Here is an 18161-nt window from a genome sequence, read left to right on the forward strand (position 1 = left end):
GGGCTGTGAGCGGTAGTGGGAATGGTTCGGTCGCCGTGAGCAGGGAGGGTCTGGCGCGTTCGGCGGAAGGAGGCCGGCAGCGGGAAGGGGAGGGGTGCCGGGCGCCTTGCGCCGGAGGCGCGAGACGATACCTGCTCTCGGCGACCGAACCATGCCGTCCAGCGGTCGCAGCCCGAGGCCGAGCCCCGGACGCGGCCAGGCTCGCCGACGTGCGCAAGCGTCTGTCCATGATGCGCACAGGAGAAGAAGCTGATCGCAGTCCCGGCATGGCCCGCCGCGCCCAGGCCGAACGTGCTGCACACCTGCGGCCCTGGTGCCTTCGGAATCGCAGCCTGACTTTGTGGTGAGTTTGAGACGGCGACACGCCGACGCGACGGCGTGTCGCCGTCTCAAACTCACCACAAACCGCCGCGCCTCTCTCGCTGGAGGCGTGCCCTGTACCCAACGACGACAAGGGCACCGAGTCCACCGCCGACCGCCGCGGTGAAGAGGGCCAACCAGGCACCAGTGTGCTGAGCCGTTGCCCCTGCGGTCACCGTCCCGGCGGCGATTCCGAGCTCTTCCGCCGCGACCATCCACATCATGGCCGCGGCGGCCGTGTGTCGTGGGGCATGGGCGTCCAGCTCGAACAGGCAGATCGTCATGGGCGCGAACGCGGCGCCGGCGCAGACCAGAAGCACCATCAAAAGCGGCGATGCCGACACGATGCTCAAGGGAGTCAAGGCAAGGGCGAGCCAGACGAAGGCGGTCAGATATCCGGTGATCGGCGCGGTCGAGCGGTGGCGGGTCCCTATGGCCGTGCCGGCCAGTGCGCCGCCCACGGCCAGGCAGGCGAACATCCACCCGGCGTCAGCGGCTGAACCGTGTTCGGCGGCCCGGACGGGGAGGGCGACCGTCAGCGCTCCGAGGCACAGGCCCGAGCAGACGTTGGCGGCACACAGAAGCCGCAGCGCGGGGGAGGCCAGGGCGCTCCAGCCGGTACCTGATCCGACGGAAGGGTGACGATGGGTGGGGCGGCGGCGCCGGCGAGCGCGCTGAAGCAGATCAGCTGCGTGGTTCCCGAGGCGGTGGCCAGGCTGGTGGCGGCAACGGTGGTGAGCAGGGCCGATGCGGTCAGCGGCACGCGGTGGCGAGAGGGAAGTCGGGCGGGGCCGGGGCCACCGGCCCGAGCATCGACGCCTCGGCCCGCGGCATGACGGCAGCCACAGGACGCGAGGAGGGCCCTGGGGGATCTTCCCGGGGCCCTCCTCGCGTCTTGCGGCGTCAGCGCGCCTCTCAGGCGGGTTTGCGGGTGTCCTTGTAGATGCCCGCGGTCACCTTCGCGAACGCCTCCATGTCGGCGTCGTCCGCGGTCGTGTTCTCCGCGTTGACGTCCAGCACCATGGCCGCGTCCGTCTTCTCCGCCCAGGCGCACGCCGGGGCGTAGATGCGGTCGTACATCTTCACGACCTCGCACTCGATGCTCGGCCCGTCGGCGCCCTCGGGCTGGAACTTCTTGCGCTTCTCCTCGACGCTCGGGGAGGCGTCGCCGCCCGAGAAGCCCTTGAACATCTCGTCGCGGACGTTGTCGGGGTCGCTGAACTCCCCGTACACGCCGGAGAAGGCCAGCCCCGAGTTGGAGTCCTCGGCGCGGGTGTACTGGGCCAGGACCGAGGTGGCGCCCTCGGGCATGCGGTCCTGGACGCTGGTGCCCTCGTTCTCCAGGTCCTTGGTGCCCTTGTCCAGCGTGTATGTGCCGTCGTCCAGCGTCTTGGGGGTGACCAGCTTCATCGCCTTGGGCTTGTCGTCGCCCTTGTTGAGCACCACGGCGCCGGTGACGATCGCGCCGACCACCACAAGGCCGGCCGTCGTGATCGCGATGATCTTGGTCTTGTTCCGGCCCCCGGCGGGCGCGGCGGGCCCGGGGAAGGGGGGCTGGGGCTGCTGGCCGTAGGGGTTCGGCTGCTGGGGATAGCCGTAGCCCTGTTGCTGTGACGGCTGTTGGGGGTAGCCGTAGCCCGGCTGCTGCTGCTGCTGCGCGTACGGATTGGGCTCCGAGGGCGGTTGCTGCGCCCCGCCGTACGGGTTGGGCTGACCGCCCCCGTACGGGTTGGAGCCCGGCTGGCCTCCGCCGTAGGGGCCGGGCTGCGGCGGCGGCTGGTTGTAGCTCATCGTGTGGGGTATCCCCTCCGGGCTGCGGCCTGTGAACTTCGCTGAGCGGGCGGCTACTTGATCTCCACGCGGACGTCCTTGCGGACCTTCACGGCGATCTCGGCGGCGGTGTCGATCGACGTGCCCCCGCCGGAGAGCGCGGCCGAGACGTCGGAGACCACCACATAGCCGATGGTGCTGTGGTCGCCCCACATGCAGATCGGGATGGTGAAGCTCTTGGTGGCCGCGGTGGCGCCGGTGAACTTCACGTTCTGGCACTTCATCACGGCGTCGTCGAGACCGGCCGGGGTGACCGCCTGCGGGCTGCCCTCGAGCTTGGCGGTGCCGCCCCCGCCGACGCCGGAGTCCTTCTCGGCCTCCTGCGAGATCTTCGCGAAGGCGCCGTCCACCACGGCCTGGGGGTTGTCGATCTTGCCCCACAGCCCGTTGAAGCTCAGGACCTTCTGGCTCATGCCCTCGCCGGCCTTGTAGCTGGCGCCGGTGCTCTCCGGATTGGAGACGCCGAGCTTCTCGAAGTCGGCCTTGTCGCTCTCGGTCAGCGTGTCGCCGCCCTTGGAGGCGTCCTTGGTGTACTCGCCGGCCACCGTCGTGGGCGTGATCAGCTTGTAGCGCTTGCCGTCGTCGGCGACGACGTTCTTGCCGCCACCGCCCCCCTTCGCGCCGCTGCCGCCCTTGTCGTCGTCCTTGTTGTTGAACACCAGGAACCCGCCGACCACCGCGGCCACCACGACCACCGCGCCGATGCCTATCGCCAGGCCCTTCTTGTTGCCACCGCTCGGCGGGGGCGTCGGCTGGTAGGGCCCGGGCATGCCCGGCTGCCCGTACTGCTGCTGGCCGTACGGGTCGGCCGGCTGCTGCGGGTAGCCGTACCCGGGCTGGGCCTGCGGCGGCTGGCCGTACCCGGGCTGCTGGGGCTGCTGCGGCTGCTGGGGCTGCTGGGGCTGGCCGTAGGGGTTCGGCTGGCCGTAGCCGCCGCCCTGCTGCGGTGGCTGCTGCGGGTAGCCGTAGCCGGGCTGTCCGGCCGCGCCGCCCTGCCCGTAGGGGCCCGGCTGCTGGGGCTGCTGGCCGTACGGGCCCGGCTGGTTGTAGCTCATGTCTGTCCTTCGCTTTGTTGCCGGTTGTTGCCAGTTGTCGATCTAGCCGTCGATCTCGACGCGCGCGTCCTTGCGTACCTTGACGGTGAGCTCCGCGGCATCCCGCAGTGACATGCCCCCGCCGCCCAGGACCGCGGCCGCCGGGTCCACCATCACGGTGACGCCCAAGGTGTCCTTGTCGCCCCAGACGCACGCGGGTGCCTCGACGGATCCCTGATCCGAGGTGAACTTCAATGTCTGGCACTTCAGGACGTCCCCGTCGAAGCCGTCGGGGGAGAACTCCTGGGCGCTGCCCTGGGCCTGCGCCGTGCCGTTGTCCTGCAGCGCCTTGACGATGACCGCCAAGGACAGGTCCGCGCCCCGCTCAGGGTCGGTCACATCGCCCCAGACCCCGGTGAACTTCATCATGTTCTTCCCGGAGGACTGGTAGTCGGCCGCCACCAGATGCGGATCCTTGACGACCGGCACCTGCTGGAGGTCCTTCTTGCCCGACTCGGACAGGTCGTTCTCGTCCGTGCCGGCCCCTTGGCGCTGGTAGTCGCCGGCGACCGTCTTCGGGGTGGTCAGCTTGAACGGGCCGTCATCGCCCCCGCCCAGTGCGAAGTAGTAGACCCCTCCGGCCACGGCTCCCAGGGCCACCACCACGCCCACCGCGATGCCCACGGCTCTGCCCCGGCGGCGGCCCGGCGCGGGCGGCTGGGGCTGCGGCGGCGGATAGCCGTAGCCGGTGCCCGGTATCTGCTGCTGCGGCGGTATCTGCTGCTGTGGTGGCTGCGCATACGGATTCGGCTGGCCATAAGGGCTCGGCTGGCCGTAGCCCCCGTACGTACCGGAGCCGCCGTAGCCGCCCGACTGCCCGCCGGGCTGTCCGCCCGGCTGTCCGCCCTGGGGCGGATAGCCGTAGCCGGGCTGCTGGGTGTAGGGATTATTGGGCACGGGCGACTGGCCGGCGCCGTACGGACCCGGCTGCGCCCCGTAGGGGCCGGGCTGCGGCGGCGGCTGGTGGTAGCTCATCGTGCCCTCTCTTCGATGCGCATGACAGGTGCGCAATATCCTTCCTGACGGGAAGCCCTCCCTTTGCGGCGGGGCCACAACTTGTTCGTAACGGAGTGCCGCGGCCCTTTAGACTGCGCTCGTGACCGAGAACTCTCAGCAGCGCCCCGACAGCGGGCCCAACAGCCACCCCGAACTGCCGACCCAGTACGCGCCGGCCGATGTAGAGGGGCAGCTGTACGAGCGCTGGGTAGAGCGCGGTTACTTCGAGGCGGACGAGAACAGCGGCAAAGAGCCCTACACCATCGTGATCCCCCCGCCCAACGTCACCGGCTCCCTGCACCTCGGGCATGCCTTCGAGCACACCATCATCGATGCGCTCACTCGACGCAAGCGCATGCAGGGCTATGAGACGCTCTGGCAGCCCGGCATGGACCACGCCGGTATCGCCACGCAGAACGTGGTGGAGCGCGAGCTCGCCAAGGAGGGCGTCTCCCGCCACGACCTGGGCCGCGAGGCGTTCGTCGAGCGGGTGTGGCAGTGGAAGGCCACCTCGGGCGGGCAGATCTCCGGCCAGATGAGGCGCCTGGGCGACGGCGTCGCCTGGAACCGCGAGCGCTTCACGATGGACGAGGGGCTGTCCAAGGCCGTCCAGACCATCTTCAAGAAGCTCTACGACGACGAGCTGATCTACCGCGCCGAGCGGATCATCAACTGGTGCCCGCGCTGTCTGACGGCCATCTCCGACATCGAGGTGGAGTACCAGGACGACGACGGTGAGCTCGTCTCGATCCGTTATGGGGAGGGCGACGCGTCGATCGTCGTGGCCACGACCCGCGCCGAGACGATGCTCGGCGACACCGCGGTCGCCGTCCACCCCGACGACGAGCGCTACCGCCATCTGATCGGCACCGAGATCGAGCTGCCGCTCACCGGCCGCCGCATCCCGGTCGTCGCCGATGAGCACGTCGACCCGGAGTTCGGCACCGGCGCGGTCAAGGTCACCCCGGCCCACGACCCGAACGACTTCGAGATCGGTCAGCGCCACGGCCTGCCGAGCCTGACCGTCATGGACGAGCACGCGGTCATCACCGCCCACGGCCCCTTCCAGGGCCTGGACCGGCTGGAGGCCCGCAGCGCCATCGTCGGCGCGCTGCGCGCCGACGGCCGGATCGTCGCCGAGAAGCGGCCGTACGTCCACTCCGTCGGCCACTGCTCGCGCTGCAAGACGACCATCGAGCCGCGGCTGTCCATGCAGTGGTGGGTCAAGGTCGGCCCGCTGGCCAAGGCCGCCGGCGACGCGGTCCGCGACGGCCGGGTGAAGATCCACCCGGAGGACATGGCCAAGCGCTACTTCGACTGGGTCGACAACCTCCACGACTGGTGCATCTCGCGCCAGCTGTGGTGGGGCCACCGGATCCCGGTCTGGTACGGGCCGGGCGGCGAGGTCGTGTGCGTCGGACCGGACGAGCAGCCGCCGTCCGGCGAGGGCTGGCACCAGGACAGCGACGTCCTGGACACCTGGTTCTCCTCGGGCCTGTGGCCGTTCTCCACGCTCGGCTGGCCGGAGGACACCGGCAGCCTGCGGAAGTTCTATCCGAACTCGGTCCTGGTCACCGGCTACGACATCCTGTTCTTCTGGGTCGCCCGGATGATGATGTTCGGCCTGTACGCGATGGACGGCACCCCGCCGTTCCACACCATCGCCCTGCACGGCATGGTGCGCGACCAGTTCGGCAAGAAGATGTCCAAATCCTTCGGTAACGCGGTCAATCCGTTGGACTGGATGGACCAGTACGGCTCGGACGCGGTCCGCTTCACCCTCGCCCGGGGCGCCAACCCCGGTGTGGACGTGCCGATCGGCGAGGACTGGGTCCAGGCGTCCCGTAACTTCGCCAACAAGATCTGGAACGCGACGCGCTTCGCGCTGATGAACGGCGCGACGGTGGAGGGCGAACTGCCCGCAGCTGAGCGGCTGTCGGCGGCCGACCGCTGGATCCTGTCCCGGCTGAACACGGTGGTCGCCGAGGTCGACGCGTACTACGAGGACTACCAGTTCGCCAAGTTGTCGGACGTCCTCTACCACTTCGCGTGGGACGAGGTCTTCGACTGGTACGTCGAGCTGTCCAAGACCACCTTCGCCCAGGGCGGCGAGGCGGCGGACGCCTCCCGGCGGGTGCTCGGCGAGGTCCTGGACGTGATGCTGCGGCTGCTGCACCCGGTCGTCCCGTTCGTCACCGAGAAGCTGTGGACCGCGCTCACCGGCCGGGAGTCCGTCGTCATCGCCGACTGGCCGCGTGACAGCGGGTTCCGCGACGCCGCCGCCGAGCAGGAGATCACCACCCTCCAGCAGGTGGTCACCGAGGTCCGCAGGTTCCGCGCCGACCAGGGCCTGCAGCCCGGCCAGAAGGTCCCGGCACGCCTCGACCTGTCCGGCACCGCGCTGGCGGCCCACGAGGACGCCATGCGCTCCCTGCTGCGGCTTCAGCCGGCCGGTGAGGGCTTCACCGCCACCGCCTCGCTGCCGGTCGCGGGCGCGACCGTGGCCCTGGACCTGTCCGGCGCGATCGACGTCGAGGCCGAGCGCAAGCGGCTGGCCAAGGACCTCGCGGCCGCCGAGAAGGACAAGGCGCAGACCACGGCGAAGCTGAACAACGATGCCTTCCTGGCCAAGGCGCCCGACCACGTCGTGGAGAAGATCCGGCAGCGGCAGACCACGGCCGATGCCGATATCGCCCGGATCACGGCCCAGTTGGCGGCCCTGCCCCAGGGCTGAGCCCAACAGCTCGACAGTCGTAGGCCCGGCCGGGGAGCGCCCCGGCCGGGCTTACGCGCGTTCGGTCACCAGCGTCTGTCGGAGAGCTCCCTGAGCCCCCGGCCGGACGGGGCCGGGAGCCCATGGCCGGCCGAGGCCGCCGGGGCGGCCCGGGGCTGTCAGTGGTGCCTCGTAGACTTGGCGGCGTGAGCGAGAGCCCCCAGAACGAACCGGACGAATTCGACGAGATCGTCGGAGCCGAGACCGACCGCGACCCCGATCTCGCCGTGATCGAGGCCGGGAGCCGGACGCTGCGGACCCAGGCAGGGCCGCCGCAGGGGGACGGCGTGCCCGCCCGGCCGGCCGACCCGGAGCTGGACCGGGCGCTGCGGGAGGTGGAGACGGAGCTCGCGGGGCGCTGGCCCGAGACCAAGCTGGACCCCTCGCTGGTGCGCGTCGAGGCGCTGATGGACATCCTCGGCTCGCCGCAGCGCGCGTACCCCTCGATCCACATCACCGGGACGAACGGCAAGACCAGCACCGCCCGCATGATCGAGTCGCTGCTGGGCGCCTTCGAGCTGCGCACCGGCCGCTACACCAGCCCGCATGTCCAGTCGATCACCGAGCGGATCAGCCTGGACGGGGCGCCGATCTCCGCCGAGCGGTTCATCGAGACGTACCAGGACATCAAGCCGTACATCGACATGGTCGACGCCTCGCAGGAGCACCGGCTCTCGTTCTTCGAGGTGCTGACCGCCATGGCGTACGCGGCGTTCGCCGACGCGCCGGTCGATATCGCGGTGGTCGAGGTCGGCATGGGCGGCGTCTGGGACGCCACCAATGTGATCGACGCCGGGGTCGCGGTGATCATGCCGATCTCGCTGGACCACACCGACCGGCTGGGCACCACACCGGAGCAGATCGCCACCGAGAAGTCCGGGATCGTCAAGCAGGACTCCACGGTGGTGCTGGCGCAGCAGCCGGTGGAGGCCGCGTCCGTGGTCCTCAAGCGCGCGGTCGAGGTGGACGCCACGGTCGCCCGCGAGGGCATGGAGTTCGGTGTGCTCTCCCGCGAGGTGGCGGTCGGCGGTCAGCTGCTGACCCTGCGCGGTCTCGGCGGTGAGTATCCGGAGGTCTTCCTCCCGCTGTACGGGGCCCACCAGGCGCATAACGCGGCAGTGGCGCTGGCCGCTGTGGAGGCGTTCTTCGGCGTCGGCTCGGAGCACGCCCGCACGCTGGACATCGAGACCGTCCGCACGGCCTTCGCCTCCGTCACCTCCCCGGGCCGCCTCGAGGTCGTGCGCCGCAGCCCGACCGTAGTCCTGGACGCCGCGCACAACCCGGCCGGCGCGCGGGCGGCGGCCGAGGCGGTCACCGAGGCCTTCGGCTTCAGCAGGCTGATCGGTGTGGTCGGCGCGAGCGGCGACAAGGATGTGCGCGGCCTCCTGGAGGCCTTCGAGCCGATCTTCGCCGAGGTGGTGATCACCCGCAACTCCACCCAGCGCGCGATGGACGCGGACGAGCTGGCGGCCATCGCCGTGGAGGTCTTCGGCGCGGACCGGGTGCAGGTCGAGCCGCGGCTGGACGACGCACTGGAGGCGGCGATCACGCTCGCGGAGGAAGAAAGCGAGTACTCCGGCGCGGGCGTGCTGGTGACCGGGTCGGTGATCACGGTCGGCGAGGCCCGGCTGCTCCTGGGAAAGGGCTGATATGCGAACGCTCTGCGCGTCCACCTTGATCGGTGAATTCTTTGTGATCGGCTTCGCCGGGCTGGTGGCCATGAAGACCTCCGGTCTGTCCGCGACGACGGTGTGGACGGTCAGCGGTATCGCCATGGCGCTGTGCGTCCTGCTGTGCGGGATGCTCGGCCGCCCCGGCGCGGTGCACATCGGCTGGGCCCTGCAGATCGGCCTGGTGCTGAGCGGCACGATCGTCACCACCATGTACATCCTGGGCGCGGCCTTCGCGGCGCTGTGGTGGGCCTCGGTCCACTTCGGCCGCAAGGTCGACGAGGCCAAGGCGCGCTTCGCCGCCGCCCCTGCTGACACTGCGTAACGTGGCCGTCGTTCACCCATGTAGCCTCGGCGGCACAGCTTCACCCGCATGCCACGTTCCCAAGGAGTTCTCGCAGTGACCCAGCGCACGCTCGTCCTTCTCAAGCCCGACGCCGTACGACGCGGACTGATCGGCGAGATCCTGAGCCGCATCGAGAAGAAGGCGGGCTGGACGATCAGCGCGCTGGAGCTGCGCGAGCTCGGCCGCGACGTTCTGGAGCAGCACTACGCCGAGCACGTGGGCAAGCCGTTCTACGAGCCGCTGGTGGAGTTCATGGCCTCCGGCCCGGTCGTCGCGCTGGTCGTCGAGGGCGAGCGCGTCATCGAGGGCGTACGGGCGCTGGCGGGGCCGACCGACCCGATCGCCGCGGCGCCGGGCTCCATCCGTGGCGACTTCGGCACGATCGTGCGGGAGAACCTGATCCACGCCTCCGACTCCGAAGAGTCCGCCCTGCGGGAGATCAAGATTTTCTTCCCCGGGCTCGCCTGACCTCCTCGCTGACCGTTCATCACATCGTCACCCCTCCTGGCCTGGGGCGGCCGCTATTGTTCGGCCGCCCTTTGGCATATGCGGGCCGATCGGGGGAACGCATCCCCGCGACACGACGTCACCATTAGCAGGGGGCGGGCCCGTGTTCTGCTGACAATGGCGGAGGACCCCCGCAGCGTGTTCGAGCGGGCGTGACTACGATGAGAGCTTCCGCGCCTCGCAGCGCACCACATCCTGCCGACCTCAAAAAGCAAACGCTTCAAGTGGGAAGGCCTGACGCATCCTCATGGGGAACAACATGTCGTTCATCGGCCGTGACATGGCTGTCGACCTCGGGACCGCCAACACGCTGGTGTACGTCAGGGGCCGCGGGATCGTCCTCAACGAGCCGTCCGTCGTCGCCATCAACACCAACACCGGCGGAATCCTCGCGGTGGGCGCCGAGGCGAAGAAGATGATCGGCCGCACCCCTGGCAACATCGTGGCCGTGCGCCCGCTCAAGGACGGCGTGATCGCCGACTTCGAGATCACCGAGCGGATGCTGCGCTACTTCATCCTGAAGATCCACAAGCGCCGCTATCTCGCCCGTCCCCGGGTCGTCGTCTGCGTGCCCTCCGGTATCACCGGCGTCGAGCGCCGCGCCGTCATCGAGGCATCCACCCAGGCGGGCGCCCGCCAGGTGCACATCATCGAGGAGCCCATGGCCGCCGCCATTGGCTCCGGTCTCCCCGTCCACGAGGCCACCGGCAACATGGTCGTGGACATCGGCGGCGGCACCACCGAGGTCGCGGTCATCTCGCTCGGCGGAATCGTCACCGCACAGTCCATCCGGGTGGCGGGCGATGAGTTGGACAATGCGATCATCCAGCACATCAAGAAGGAGTACAGCCTTCTGCTCGGCGAGCGCACCGCCGAGAACATCAAGATCACGATCGGCTCCGCCTTCGAGGGCAAGGAGGAGGAGCACACCGAGATCCGCGGCCGTGACCTGGTCAGCGGCCTCCCCAAGACCGTCGTGATCTCCGCCGCCGAGGTCCGCAAGGCCATGGAGGAGCCGGTCAACGCGATCGTCGACGCGGTCAAGACCACGCTCGACAAGTGCCCGCCCGAGCTGTCGGGTGACGTCATGGACCGCGGCATCGTGCTCACCGGCGGCGGCGCCCTGCTGCGCGGCCTCGACCAGCGGCTGCGCCAGGAGACCGGTATGCCGATCCATATCGCCGAGGACCCGCTGGACTCGGTCGCGCTCGGCTCCGGCAAATGCGTCGAGGAGTTCGAGGCGCTGCAGCAGGTGCTGGACGCCCAGCCCCGCAGATGACGATCCGGTGAATCCGCCGTACGGGGGGCCGACTTCCCGTACGGCGGAGCGGCGGTTCACTGATATACAGGCATATGGCTCCCCATGACCGGCAGCCGCTGAGAAAACACAACAAAGCCGTAGCCGGTCCGACTCCGACGAGGAAGGCACGTCGCCGCACGTGAGGGACACACGAGAGAGCCGGCTGCTCCTGGTGCTGCTGGTCGCCATCGCGTTCGCACTGATCACGGTGGATATCCGCGGCGGCGAGGATTCGCCCCTCGACGGCGCCCGCCAGGCCGCCGCGTCCGTCTTCGGGCCGGTTGAGGAAGGGGTCGCCTCCGCGGTCGACCCGATCGGCAACGCCGTGTCGGCCGTACGGGACTCCGACGAGCGGCACGACCGGATCAGCGCACTGGAGCGGGAGAACGCCGAGCTCAAGCAGCGGCTCGGCAGCGACGCCCGCAACCGCGCCCGCGTCGTCGAGCTGGACAAGCTGCGCAAGACCGCGGGCGCCGGCCAGTACGGCGTCAAGGGTGCCCAGGTCATCGCCATAGGAGCGGCCCAGGGCTTCTCCTGGACCGTCACCATCGACGTGGGCAGCAAGGACGGCATCCGCCGCGATATGACCGTCATCAACGGCGACGGCCTGGTCGGCCGGGTCACCACCGTCGGCCCGTCGACCGCCACCGTGGTGCTGGCCATCGACCCGGACTTCACCGTCGGCACCCGCATGGAGAAGTCCGGCGAGCTCGGCTTCGCCAACGGCCAGGGCGACCGCTCACTGCGCGTCCAGCTCCTCAACGGCAAGGCCAAGATCAAGAAGGGCGACCGGCTCGTCACCTTCGGCTCCCGCGCCAACAAGCCGTTCGTGCCCGGCGTTCCGGTCGGCGAGGTGGTCCGCGTCGACCCCTCGGGCGGCGATCTGACCCGCACCCTGCTGGTGCGCCCGTACGTGGGCTTCACCAAGCTCGACATCGTGGGCGTCGTCGTCGAACCGCCGCGCGAGAACCCGCGGGACACCGTGCTGCCGCCCAAGCCCGCCAAGCCCAAGCCGGCGCCCACGGTCACCGTCACGGTCAAACCGTCCTCGTCGCCGAGCGCCTCCGCCAACAGGAGCTGACCGATGCTGCGTCTGAACCGGGTCCTGCTGTCGACCCTTCTCGTGGTCATCGCCCTCGTCGTCCAGGTCTGCGTACTCGCCCGGCTCCAGCTGCCCGGCGCGGTCCCCGACCTGCTGCTGCTCGTCGTCCTCGGCCTCGCGCTCGTCTACGGCCACACCGGTGGCGCGCTCATCGGCTTCGGTGCGGGCCTGCTCGCCGACCTCGCCCCGCCCGCCGACCACGCCGCCGGGCGCTACGCCCTGGTGCTGTGCGTCATCGGCTATCTGGCGGGCCTCGCCAAGCCCGAGAACGGCCAGCTGAGGTCGGCCACCGGGCCGATGCTGGTGGTCGTCGCGGCGGCCATCGGCAGCACGCTGCTGTACGCGGGCGTCGGCCAGCTCGTCGGAGACGACGCCGCCCGCCATGCGGGCCTGAGCAAGCTGCTGTTCACCGCGGCGCTGTACGACCTGCTGCTGGCGCCCTTCACGGTGCCGCTGATCATGGGGATGGCCAGAAAGAGCGAGAACGACCCGATGGCCGACTCCTCCGGCGGCTCCCGCATCGGCAGCCAGCGCGGCGGCCTCCTGATGAAGGCCGCCAACCGGGGGACGGGACGCCTCAAGGGGGTCAAGCGCCTGTGAGGCTGCGTTCTTCCGGGGGAGCTGCGGCCGACAGCGGCTGCGCCGCGGGCCCGTACCCCCGACCCGACAACCAGTGGGGGCTGCCGTCGTGAGCAACATCCCCGAGACCGGGCGGACGCCGCGCGTCACCATCCGGCTCGTCGCCATCCAGATCCTCGTCTTCTCGCTGCTGCTCACGCTCGGCGGCCGCCTCTGGTACCTCCAGATCCGCAACGGTGACGAATACACCGCCGAAGCCGCCAACAACCACGTCCAGCAGGTCGTCCACCCCGCCGTACGCGGCTCGATACTGGACGCCCGCGGTGTGCCGCTCGCCGACAACGAGACCCGGCTGGTCGTCTCCGCCAGCCGCACCGAGCTGATGAAGATGAAGGACGACGGGAAGGCCGTCCTCACCCGCCTGGCGGGCGTCCTGGACATGAAGCCCAAGGACGTCATGGACAAGGTCCGGCTGTGCGACGCCAAGACGGCCCAGCCCTGCTGGAACGGTTCGCCCTACCAGCCCATCCCCATCACCGACGAGGCCAGCCCCAAGCAGGCCCTGCAGATCCGCGAGCGCGAAGAGGACTTCCCCGGGATAAGCGCGGAGCCCACCGCCGTGCGTCGCTACGCCGCCCCCGGCGATGCCAACGCCGCCCAGGTGCTCGGCTATCTCTCCCCGGTCACCGACGAGGAGATCAAGAAGGCCGAGGACAGCCATTCGCCGCTGCTCCGCTCCGACCAGATCGGCCGTAACGGCCTGGAGCGCGAGTACGACGACGAGCTGCGCGGCAAGGCCGGGGTGACCCGCTACGAGGTCGACAACCTCGGCCGGGTCATCGGCCAGGCCGAGAGCCAGAAGGCCCAGCCCGGCGCCAACGTCGTCACCAGCGTCGACGCCCGGGTGCAGGCCGTGGCCGAGAAGGAGCTGGCCCAGGCGATGAAGGACGCCCGCAAGGAGATGGACCGGAACACCGGCCGCAAGTACGAGGCGGACGCGGGCGCGGTCGTGGTCATGGAGGCGAAGACGGGCCGGGTGGTCGCGATGGCCTCCAACCCGTCGTACGACCCGAACGCCTGGGTCGGCGGCATCTCCGGCAAGGACTACAAGAAGCTCACCGGCAAGAGCTCCAACTATCCGCTGCTGAACCGGGCGATCCAGGGCCAGTCGGCCCCCGGCTCGATCTTCAAGGTGGTCCCGACCACGGCCGCGGTCAACGCCGGCTACCCCTTCGACGGCAACTACAACTGCAGCAGCTCCTTCAACATCGGCTCACAGGTCTTCAAGAACTTCGAGTCGAAGGGCTACGGCCCGATCAGCCTCGGCCGGGCGCTGGAGGTCTCCTGCGACACCGTGTTCTACGACCTCTCGTACAAGCAGTGGCAGAAGGACGGCGGCAACAAGCCCAAGAAGCACCCGGCGGACTGGTTCTACAAGACCGCCCACCAGTTCGGCCTTGGCAAGGAGACCGGCATCGACCTCCCCAACGAGGTCACCGGCCGGATCCCGGACCGCCAGTGGAAGAAGGACTACTGGAAGGCCAACAAGAACGCCTGGTGCAAGTACGGCAAGAAGGACGGGAACTACGGCCAGCGGATCGCCTACGAGAACTGCCTCGAAGGCATGAAGATGCGCGCCGGTGACTCCGTGAACTACTCCATCGGCCAGGGCGACACGCTCGTCACCCCGATCCAGATGGCCACCATCTACGCGGCGATCAGCAACGGCGGCACGCTGTACGACCCGACCATCGGCAAGGCGATCGTCAGCGCCGACGGCAAGAAGGTCCAGCAGATCAAGCCCAAGTCGCACGGCAAACTGCCGATGACCCAGGGCACGCGCGACAAGATAGACAAGGCACTTGCGGGAGTGGCGACCCGCGGCACCGCCGCCTGGCGATTCGGCGGCTGGCCGCAGGACAAGATCCCGATGCACGCCAAGACGGGTACGGCCGAGGTCTACGGCAAGCAGACGACCTCGTGGTTCGCGACGTACACCAAGGACTACTCGATCGTCATGACGATCTCCCAGGGTGGTACCGGCTCCGGCGCCTCCGGTCCCGCCGTGCGCAACATCTACAACGCGCTCTACGGAGTCGACGCCAAGGGGAAGATCGACAACAAGAAGGCGCTGCTGCCCCAGCCCCAGGCGACCCTTCCCAAGATCGACTCTGATGGCACCATCCAGGCCCAGCCGCTGGGCAAGCCGATCGCGGTGGTCGGAAGGCGGGAGCAGCTGTCATGAGTGCGTCCACGCATACGTACACCACGCGGCGGTTCACCCCGGAGCGCGGCACTTGGGGCAAGCTCATGGCGCGCGACTCGATCGTGCGCCGGCTGGACTGGATACTGCTGTTCGCCGCGCTCGCCCTGTCCGCCATCGGCAGCGTCCTCGTCTACTCGGCCACCCGCAACCGCACCGAGCTCAACCAGGGCGATCCGTACTACTTCCTGATCCGGCACACCATGAACACCGGCATCGGGCTGGTCCTCGCGATCGCCACCATCTGGCTCGGCCACCGCACGCTGCGCGGGGCCGTGCCCGTGCTGTACGCGCTGTCCGTGGTGCTCGTCCTCGCCGTTCTCACCCCGCTCGGCTCGACCATCAACGGTGCGCACGCCTGGATCGTGATCGGCGGCGGCTTCTCCCTCCAGCCGTCCGAGTTCGCCAAGATCACCATCATTCTGGGGATGGCGATGCTGCTGGCCGCGCGCGTGGACGCGGGGGACCGCGTCCACCCGGACCACCGCACCGTCGTCCAGGCCCTCGGGCTCGCCGCGCTGCCCATCGCGATCGTGCTGCTGATGCCGGACCTCGGCTCGGTGATGGTCATGGCGGTCATCGTGCTCGCCGTGCTGCTGTCCTCCGGCGCCTCCAACCGCTGGGTGGCGGGGCTGATTGGCGCCGCCGTCATCGGCGCGGTCCTCATCTGGCAGCTCGGCGTGCTCGACCAGTACCAGATCGACCGCTTCGCCGCCTTCGCCAACCCGGCCCTCGACCCGGCGGGCGTCGGCTACAACACCAACCAGGCGCGGATCGCGATCGGCTCGGGCGGCCTCACCGGCAAGGGCCTGTTCCACGGCACCCAGACCACCGGCCAGTTCGTGCCCGAGCAGCAGACCGACTTCGTCTTCACGGTCGCGGGGGAGGAGCTGGGCTTCCTCGGCGCGGGCCTGATCATCGTGCTGCTCGGCATCGTGCTGTGGCGCGCCTGCCGGATCGCGCGGGACACCTCCGAGCTGTACGGCACGGTCGTCGCCGCCGGGATCATCGCCTGGTTCGCCTTCCAGGCGTTCGAGAACATCGGCATGACGCTGGGCATCATGCCGGTGGCCGGTCTGCCGCTGCCGTTCGTTTCGTACGGCGGGTCGTCGATGTTCGCCGTGTGGATAGCGGTCGGTCTGCTGCAGTCGATCCGGGTGCAGCGTCCCGTATCGGCCTGACGTCGGGGGGCTGCCCTCAAACGCCGCAGGGCAGTACATTCACGTCATGGCGGACACGGTGCGTGAGATCGAGCGTAAGTACGAGGCTCCCGACGACGGCCGGCTCCCCGATGTGACCGGGGTCGCCGGCGTCGCGGAGGTCGTGGACAAGGGCGTGGCCACTTTGGACGCCACGTACTACGACACCGTCGACCAGCGGCTCGCGGCGGACAGCATCACGCTGCGCCGCCGCACCGGCGGCAGTGACGCCGGGTGGCACCTCAAACTGCCGGCCGGACCGGACGCCCGCGACGAGATCCGCACCCCGCTGTCGGAGACGCTGCCCGCCGAGCTCGCGGCTCTCGTCCGCTCCCGCGTCCGCGACCAGGCACTCGTACCGCTGGTTCGCCTGGTGTCCGAACGGAACGTCAGACACCTCGTGGACGCCGACGGCGCCCTACTCGCCGAGCTGTCCGCCGACCACGTCACGGCGCGCCGCCTGACCCCGGAGCCGGGCGATCCGGTGGAGTGGACGGAGGTCGAGGCGGAGCTCGCCCCGGGCGGCGACCCGGCGTTCCTCGACGCGCTCGAGTCGCATCTGACGGAGGCGGGGCTGCGCCGGTCGGCTGCCCCGTCCAAGCTGGCCAGGGCGCTGGCCGAGACGGGCGTGGCGAGCAAGGCAGACAAGGCAGACAAGGCAGGCAAGGCGGGCAAGGAGGGGGAGAAGGCCGCCGAGCTCACGGCGGGCGATGTGGTCCTCGACTACATCCGCGCCCAGATCGCCGCCGTAGTCTCGCTCGACCCCGCCGTACGCCTGGACGTGCCCGACTCCGTGCACCGTATGCGCGTCGCCACCCGCCGGCTGCGCAGCTGCTTCCGCTCGTACCGCAAGGTCCTGGACCGGGCCGTCACGGACCCCATCGGCGACGAGCTGAAGTGGCTGGCCGGCGAGCTCGGCATCGACCGCGACCGGGAAGTTCTCACCGCCCGCATCGAGGAGCGGCTGGCCGAGCTCGCGGACGAGCTGCGCACCGGCCCCGTGTCCGAGCGGCTGAGCACCTGGTCGCAGACGAGCCGCCGCGGCTCGCGCGAGCGGCTGATCGGGGTGCTCGACGGCGAGCGCCACCTCGCCCTGCTCGCCACCCTGGACGCGCTGTCCGCCACCCCGCCGCTGCGGCCCGCCGCCGCCCGGCCGGCCGGGGATGTGATCCTCACGGCCGTGCTGCGCGACTACGAACGGCTCGCCGCCCTCGTCACCACCGCCCTCGCCGCTCCCCCCGGGCACGACCGGGACATCACCATGCACGACGCCCGCAAGAAGGCCAAGCGCGCCCGCTACGCCGCCGAGGCCGCCCGCCCCGCGCTCGGCAAGCCCGCGAAGGCGTTCGCGGGGCTCATGACCGACCTGCAGGATCTGCTCGGCGACCACCAGGACAGCTGCGTCGCACGCGACGCGCTGCGCGAGCTGGCCGAGCAGGCGCACGCCGCCGGGGAGCGGGACTTCACCTTCGGTGTCATGTACGGGCGGGAGGAGGCGCTGGCCGCCCGGCGGGAGGCGGAGCTGCCCGCGCTGTGGGCCGAGGTCTCGCGCGAGGAGCACCGGGCGGCGCTGCGGCCGTGATGCGCGGGTATGGCCGAAAGAGCCAGAAAGGGGCCGCTGTGAGCGGCGTCAAGGGTGTCCGCCGGGCGGGTTAGGCTTGAGGGTCACCCTGCCAGCTCACGAAGGTCTCCCGGATGTCTGTCGAGTCGGTCTTTCCGCAGCTCGAGGCCCTGCTCCCGCATGTGCAGAAGCCGATCCAGTACGTAGGCGGGGAGCTGAACTCCACCGTCAAAACGTGGGACAGCTGCGACGTCCGCTGGGCGCTCATGTACCCGGACGCGTACGAGGTCGGTCTGCCCAACCAGGGCGTCATGATCCTTTACGAGGTGCTGAACGAGCGCGAGGGCGTTCTCGCCGAGCGCACGTACAGCGTCTGGCCGGACCTGGAAGCGCTGATGCGCGAGCACAAGGTGCCGCAGTTCACGGTCGACTCGCACCGCCCGGTCGCGGCGTTCGACCTCTTCGGGCTCTCCTTCTCCACCGAGCTCGGCTACACCAACATGCTCACCGCGCTCGACCTGGCCGGGATCCCGCTCGTCGCCGCGGACCGCGGCGACGACCACCCCATCGTGGTCGCGGGC

Annotated in this window: 14 protein-coding genes and 1 pseudogene; 11 read left to right on the top strand and 4 right to left on the bottom strand. The window is 69.9% G+C overall.

Annotation, left to right across the window (positions count from 1 at the left end; genetic code table 11):
* Positions 1–395: 395 nt before the first annotated feature.
* The 4 genes from CCN51_RS35135 to CCN51_RS35150 form a co-directional block, all read right to left on the bottom strand.
* On the bottom strand, positions 396–839 hold the full coding sequence (locus tag CCN51_RS35135) for a hypothetical protein (protein WP_014179678.1): 444 nt from the start codon (positions 837–839) through the stop codon (positions 396–398).
* Between the two features lie 436 nt (positions 840–1275).
* Positions 1276–2151 carry a hypothetical protein gene (locus CCN51_RS35140; RefSeq protein WP_014179679.1) on the bottom strand — a complete coding sequence of 292 codons (876 nt, stop codon included), beginning with the start codon at positions 2149–2151 and terminating at the stop codon, positions 1276–1278.
* A 53-nt stretch (positions 2152–2204) separates the two neighbouring features.
* The gene (locus CCN51_RS35145; protein ID WP_014179680.1) at positions 2205–3245 is read right to left on the bottom strand and encodes a hypothetical protein; all 1041 of its coding nucleotides are present in this window, start codon (positions 3243–3245) and stop codon (positions 2205–2207) included.
* A 42-nt stretch (positions 3246–3287) separates the two neighbouring features.
* Complete coding sequence (locus tag CCN51_RS35150; RefSeq protein ID WP_014179681.1) at positions 3288–4259, bottom strand: hypothetical protein; 972 nt, start codon at positions 4257–4259, stop codon at positions 3288–3290.
* 121 nt (positions 4260–4380) lie between these two features.
* On the opposite strand from CCN51_RS35150, the gene CCN51_RS35155 reads away from it, so the two are divergent.
* The 11 genes and pseudogenes from CCN51_RS35155 to CCN51_RS35205 form a co-directional block, all read left to right on the top strand.
* Positions 4381–7014 (top strand): valine--tRNA ligase, encoded by a 2634-nt coding sequence (locus tag CCN51_RS35155; RefSeq protein ID WP_014179682.1) that lies wholly within the window; start codon positions 4381–4383, stop codon positions 7012–7014.
* Positions 7015–7199: 185 nt separating this feature from the next.
* Positions 7200–8702 (top strand): bifunctional tetrahydrofolate synthase/dihydrofolate synthase, encoded by a 1503-nt coding sequence (gene folC / locus CCN51_RS35160; RefSeq protein ID WP_014179683.1) that lies wholly within the window; start codon positions 7200–7202, stop codon positions 8700–8702.
* Between the two features lies 1 nt (position 8703).
* Positions 8704–9048: a DUF4233 domain-containing protein gene (locus CCN51_RS35165; RefSeq protein ID WP_014179684.1), complete on the top strand. Its 345-nt coding sequence runs from the start codon at positions 8704–8706 to the stop codon at positions 9046–9048.
* 75 nt (positions 9049–9123) lie between these two features.
* Positions 9124–9537 (top strand): nucleoside-diphosphate kinase, encoded by a 414-nt coding sequence (gene ndk, locus CCN51_RS35170; protein ID WP_014179685.1) that lies wholly within the window; start codon positions 9124–9126, stop codon positions 9535–9537.
* Positions 9538–9835: 298 nt separating this feature from the next.
* Entirely contained in the window at positions 9836–10855 is a 1020-nt protein-coding gene (locus CCN51_RS35175) for a rod shape-determining protein (protein WP_043491595.1), read from the top strand.
* Between the two features lie 160 nt (positions 10856–11015).
* Complete coding sequence (gene mreC / locus CCN51_RS35180; RefSeq protein WP_014179687.1) at positions 11016–11957, top strand: rod shape-determining protein MreC; 942 nt, start codon at positions 11016–11018, stop codon at positions 11955–11957.
* A 6-nt stretch (positions 11958–11963) separates the two neighbouring features.
* Complete coding sequence (gene mreD / locus CCN51_RS35185; protein ID WP_043491598.1) at positions 11964–12578, top strand: rod shape-determining protein MreD; 615 nt, start codon at positions 11964–11966, stop codon at positions 12576–12578.
* Positions 12579–12666: 88 nt separating this feature from the next.
* Positions 12667–14802 (top strand): penicillin-binding protein 2, encoded by a 2136-nt coding sequence (gene mrdA, locus CCN51_RS35190; protein ID WP_086860519.1) that lies wholly within the window; start codon positions 12667–12669, stop codon positions 14800–14802.
* Positions 14799–16001: a rod shape-determining protein RodA gene (gene rodA / locus CCN51_RS35195; protein ID WP_014179690.1), complete on the top strand. Its 1203-nt coding sequence runs from the start codon at positions 14799–14801 to the stop codon at positions 15999–16001. Before mrdA ends, rodA begins: the two co-directional genes overlap by 4 nt.
* A gap of 46 nt (positions 16002–16047) precedes the next feature.
* Positions 16048–17601 (top strand): CYTH and CHAD domain-containing protein, encoded by a 1554-nt coding sequence (locus CCN51_RS35200; RefSeq protein WP_014179691.1) that lies wholly within the window; start codon positions 16048–16050, stop codon positions 17599–17601.
* 113 nt (positions 17602–17714) lie between these two features.
* Positions 17715–18161, top strand: a pseudogene (locus CCN51_RS35205) (TIGR03960 family B12-binding radical SAM protein); the annotation flags it as partial.

It is taken from the genome of Streptomyces milbemycinicus (assembly GCF_002154605.1).
Lineage (GTDB): Bacteria > Actinomycetota > Actinomycetes > Streptomycetales > Streptomycetaceae > Streptomyces > Streptomyces milbemycinicus.